Genomic DNA, 4,270 nt, shown 5'->3' on the forward strand with positions numbered 1-4,270 from the left:
TCGGCCAGTTTTTTAATGTCAGATTGAGTAGTCATTGCTTATTCTCCGGTTAATGGATTATAAGCAGTTACACAGAGTTTGGGAAAGGCTCGTAGTGTCTTTTTCAAAGTATAGTTAGATTACTATAAAATCGATACAATAAGATTCAACGTTATTTTTCGCAGCCTCTGGAGGCGCAGTCACAGCAAGCAACAAAAATAGCGTTAAATCAAATGAATTTATTGTCTTGTATTGTTTTTATTTAGACTTGACTATAAATAAAATAAAAACCGCATAGAAGTTTATGCGGTTTTTTTGTATTAGACAAATCATAAATTAAAGACGCAGTATTTTATAATTCTTATTTCATATTTTGTATCAGCTAAAAGCGAATATCAACTGACAAGAATAATTAGTATCGTCCAGACACGATAAGACCGCATAGCAATAAATTGTTATGCGGTTTTATCGTTAACTGTCCATGTTACCTATCACGACTGCTTTCTATGCATCCTTGCACAAATATTCAGTGACTGTGATACTGGGCATCCTACCCTTGTTACTGCATACAGCATCTAATCTTAACTGCTGCTATCAGCAATGGGTATGTGTCCTTACTTCAACTATTATTATCATCCTGATGCTAATAATTGAATCATTATCCTTAATGCGGCCAACTCAATCCTTGAGTCACACTCCCTAATGCCGTGTAACTATAATGCCTAACTCTCACTCTCATGTTAAGTCGCGTAAACGTCATTGCATGTAAGCATATGCTTACAACGATTTAATTATTCTCAATAATTACAACTTATTAACGCAAATGACACTTAATATAAAGCTTTGTATCCTATGATAGATAATGTAAGAAAACATTTCTAAAAATAGTTTTTTTAGTGATAGTAGCTCTTAATACCTATCTGAGCATGGCTGTATCAACATATTTTAGAACCTTCTACCTTTAACTTATATAAGCATTCTTATCGCAAGCTCTCTGAAACCTTATAGGATATTGCCTCATGAAAACTCTAAAGCCGTTCTCCTTTAAGACAACCATATCTACTGTTCTTATCGTTGCTCTATTGGGTACCACTGTCGGTTGTGCTGTCGTTGGTCCTGGCTATGATAACCAGCCCATATATCGTGGCGATAATAATCGGCAGAACGATAGCTTCAACCGTGTCAGCCAGCAGCTACGTCAAGACTTACGCCGCAAAGGCTATCAAGTCATAGACATTAGCTCTGATAGCTATCGTGGCGATCGCGCAATGATAGCTTTTGCCAAAAAGAATAATCAGCTCTATGAGCTAATATATACTTATCCTTCTCTAAGACTCATCAGCTCAAATAAAAGATCATGGTCGAACAATTGGGGAGATAACAAGTATCAAAAAGACAATGACCGCTATAAAAAAGATAAGCATAAAGATAATGGTAAATATAAGAACGACAAGCGCTATAAAAAAGGTGATATAGAGGACAGCATTAAAAGAGAGTCACGTTACCCAGCGATCAAGCGCCGTGCCATCAATAAAGTAAGATCTATGGGTTACCGTGTCGAAGATATCGATCTTGAAGAAAAAAACAAGCGTGGTGTCTTTGACATTGAGGCCAGACGCGGCTCGCAGGAGTATGAGATATTGCTTAGCTATCCAAATTTAGACGTTATTAACGTTAAAAAAGACTGATGACGCTGACACTACTGTCAGTAGAGCAGCTCTACATGTCCCTTTACTGAAATATTAGAAAACTATCTTTATCCAACGATAGTAGATTATGAGGACATTTTTAGGAAAGCTTTATCATCTTCAACACTAAAGAATGTAGTGTCTGGCAGTATTGTCGCCACTTTATTAGCGGTAACTACTGGCTGTGTCACCACACCTGGCGGCTATAGTGTATATGACGATATCTATGGAGACGTCTACAAAGATAACAAAGATCATAAAAAGCACAAAGACAAGCATAAAAAAGCGGATAAAAACGTCTACTCAGCTGCTATCGAGCGTCGAGCTGCCAATAAAGTTAGCAGCATGGGATACCGTGTCGAGGATGTCAAATACGTGAAGGGCAAGCGTAAAATTATGGTGAAGGCTAAGCGGGGCCGTGATAAGTATAAAATTGATCTCAATTATCCGAGCTATCAAGTGACCAAAATTAAAAAGCATTAATTAGGTTTTGGGTATATTTGCCAGTCTTATATACTCATCAACTTATGATTTGATAGTCAAGTAGATCAATAACCGATTTGCTTGGCTTTTTTTGTCCCAGACTTTTATCTCTGATTGTATATTTAAAAATCCAAGACTTTTATCACATCATACGCTGGCGTTTCATACGGGTGCGCCTCTTTTAACGCGATGACAGCAGCAGTAATAAATGCGTCATCGACGACCATCTCTACTCGCCATTCATCGACCGTTTCTAAACTATCTTGCTTACCGATATGCGGCGCGCTACCTGCTAACGGCATAAACTGCCCTGTTCCTTGCACTTGCCAACAGCACTGTTCATAATCGCCAATACTCCCGGCACCAGCGGCAAATAAAGCGGACTTTACTTGCTCTAATGCCTCATCAGGAATAAAAACCGTTAACTTATACATGAACTTACCTCACAAAATAGGTTTAAATCTCAATCTATTAGTTCTTAGATAAGGAAGGATGATCAGTCCATATATAACGTAACAGCCAGTCTTTAGCATCACCGGCATAATCAATACCGATACGCGGACGCACTGATACAGGTGGCTGGCAGCCATCATCTTCGACCCAAACGCCTGAGTCTGGCGTGATAGGCTTGCCATATAAATCGCGAGTTATCTGCAAGCGCTTGGTCAGTTTGCCAGGGCCTGCAAATTGTTTGGGATGAGTCAGTTGTTTGTCTGGACTGAGATGTTGTTCAGCAAGCAGACGATCGCTATCTTCTGTCAAAAATCCTGCTCGAATCAGCACCGATTCAGGCGACTCTATAGAGCCGCTAATCAAATTTAGCATATGATGCACACCGTAAGTCAGATAGACATAGAACACACCACCTTGCTCATACATAATCTCTGTGCGCGCCGTTCGAGTGCCTGCATGTGAATGGCAGGCGGGATCATCTTGACCAATGTAGGCTTCGGTCTCAGAAATACGCATTCGCAGCGTTTTTTGCTGTCCATCACTATCGGTTAGCTCTCGACATAAAACCTTACCAATCAGATCAGCAGCAACCACACAGGTTGGACGCGTAAACCAAGCTAGCTCTAAAACAGTTGATAAAGCAGTAGACATTAGCGAAACCTTTTCTTATTTTTATGGTCTAATTGATATGAGTAAGTACCAACAAATTAGCATAAAAGTAAGATAAGGTATGGAGTACAGTGTTGGCGCTATGTTTGATTTTTTATACGAGTTAAGTGATAAGCCTATGGCTGAAAGGGTGATACTTTTGATAAATGGATAGGAATTATAGTCTGTTATAAGTGGTTCCATTATACCAGTCTGTTTTAAGTGGTCTGTTAATAGGTTCAAAGGGTTAAATAGCTGGTTCCCTTGGAGTATACCCTAATTAAGTTTCTTAAAATGAAGTCATCAACATCCAAGTGTATTTATAATATAACTAGAAACGAATGCATACGATGAAAATATGAAAAACAGGGGACTAATAATGACTGTTAGAAAGTATGGTGAATGCAAAGATATTTTTTGGGATGAGATGTCTTTTAACTACTCTTTAGAAGAACTGTGTATTTGGGATATTGAAAAATATTGGAGTCTAGAATATTTTTTAATTAAATTGTGTGCAAGCTTACAGGGTAACGAGGTATTGTACAGAAAGTTTGCGGCAGATTTATACTATCTTGGTCATAGTATAAATAACTTGATAACAAACCAAATGCATCCTTCAGAATGTCACATATTAGAGAAATTTAATGAAGACGAGGCATGCGAATGTCGTGACCGTTTTAATCGAGCCTTTCCCAAACTCTGTGTAACTGCTTATAATCCATTAACCGGAGAATAAGCAATGACTACTCAATCTGACATTAAAAAACTGGCCGAGCAAATGGCTGGTAGCATGAACAGCTTCGATGACATCAAAGACTTTCAAAAGCAGCTCATGCAGTCGTTTATCGATACTGCCCTTGAAGCTGAGATGGAAGACCATCTCGGCTACCCCAAGCATGAGAAAGCAGACAAGCCTAATAAGCGCAATGGACACACTAAAAAAACCGTCCGTAGCGACACAGGCGATCTTGAAATCTCTACCCCAAGAGACCGTGATAGCAGCTTTGATCCTGTACTCG

At 39.0% G+C, this 4,270-nt stretch carries 6 protein-coding genes; 4 read left to right on the forward strand and 2 right to left on the reverse strand.

Annotated features, from left to right (window positions below; all coding sequences use genetic code 11):
• Positions 1-998: 998 nt before the first annotated feature.
• Both BLR43_RS13195 and BLR43_RS13200 read left to right on the forward strand, forming a co-directional pair.
• Positions 999-1,667 carry a hypothetical protein gene (locus BLR43_RS13195; RefSeq protein WP_093071447.1) on the forward strand — a complete coding sequence of 223 codons (669 nt, stop codon included), beginning with the start codon at positions 999-1,001 and terminating at the stop codon, positions 1,665-1,667.
• 138 nt (positions 1,668-1,805) lie between these two features.
• Complete coding sequence (locus tag BLR43_RS13200; RefSeq protein WP_227674191.1) at positions 1,806-2,150, forward strand: hypothetical protein; 345 nt, start codon at positions 1,806-1,808, stop codon at positions 2,148-2,150.
• A 122-nt stretch (positions 2,151-2,272) separates the two neighbouring features.
• Here BLR43_RS13200 and BLR43_RS13205 read toward each other — a convergent pair whose 3' ends face one another.
• A complete protein-coding gene (locus tag BLR43_RS13205) occupies positions 2,273-2,584 on the reverse strand; it encodes a YqfO family protein (RefSeq protein WP_071002521.1) in 312 nt (103 codons plus the stop codon).
• Between the two features lie 37 nt (positions 2,585-2,621).
• Positions 2,622-3,254 carry a DNA-3-methyladenine glycosylase gene (locus tag BLR43_RS13210; RefSeq protein ID WP_093071449.1) on the reverse strand — a complete coding sequence of 211 codons (633 nt, stop codon included), beginning with the start codon at positions 3,252-3,254 and terminating at the stop codon, positions 2,622-2,624.
• A 376-nt stretch (positions 3,255-3,630) separates the two neighbouring features.
• On the opposite strand from BLR43_RS13210, the gene BLR43_RS13215 reads away from it, so the two are divergent.
• Complete coding sequence (locus tag BLR43_RS13215) at positions 3,631-3,987, forward strand: hypothetical protein (protein WP_143007461.1); 357 nt, start codon at positions 3,631-3,633, stop codon at positions 3,985-3,987.
• Positions 3,988-3,990: 3 nt separating this feature from the next.
• On the forward strand, positions 3,991-4,270 hold a 280-nt coding region (locus BLR43_RS13220; protein WP_208855957.1), incomplete at its 3' end, for a transposase.

The sequence above is a fragment of the Psychrobacter pacificensis genome (assembly GCF_900101915.1).
GTDB classification, from domain to species: domain Bacteria; phylum Pseudomonadota; class Gammaproteobacteria; order Pseudomonadales; family Moraxellaceae; genus Psychrobacter; species Psychrobacter pacificensis.

Excerpts from the sequence above, each read along its gene's own strand:
- BLR43_RS13195 (WP_093071447.1), top strand. The coding sequence starts at position 999 with ATGAAAACTCTAAAGCCGTTCTCCTTTAAGACAACCATATCTACTGTT.
- BLR43_RS13205 (WP_071002521.1), bottom strand. The coding sequence starts at position 2,584 with ATGTATAAGTTAACGGTTTTTATTCCTGATGAGGCATTAGAGCAAGTA.
- BLR43_RS13210 (WP_093071449.1), bottom strand. The coding sequence starts at position 3,254 with ATGTCTACTGCTTTATCAACTGTTTTAGAGCTAGCTTGGTTTACGCGT.
- BLR43_RS13215 (WP_143007461.1), top strand. The coding sequence starts at position 3,631 with ATGACTGTTAGAAAGTATGGTGAATGCAAAGATATTTTTTGGGATGAG.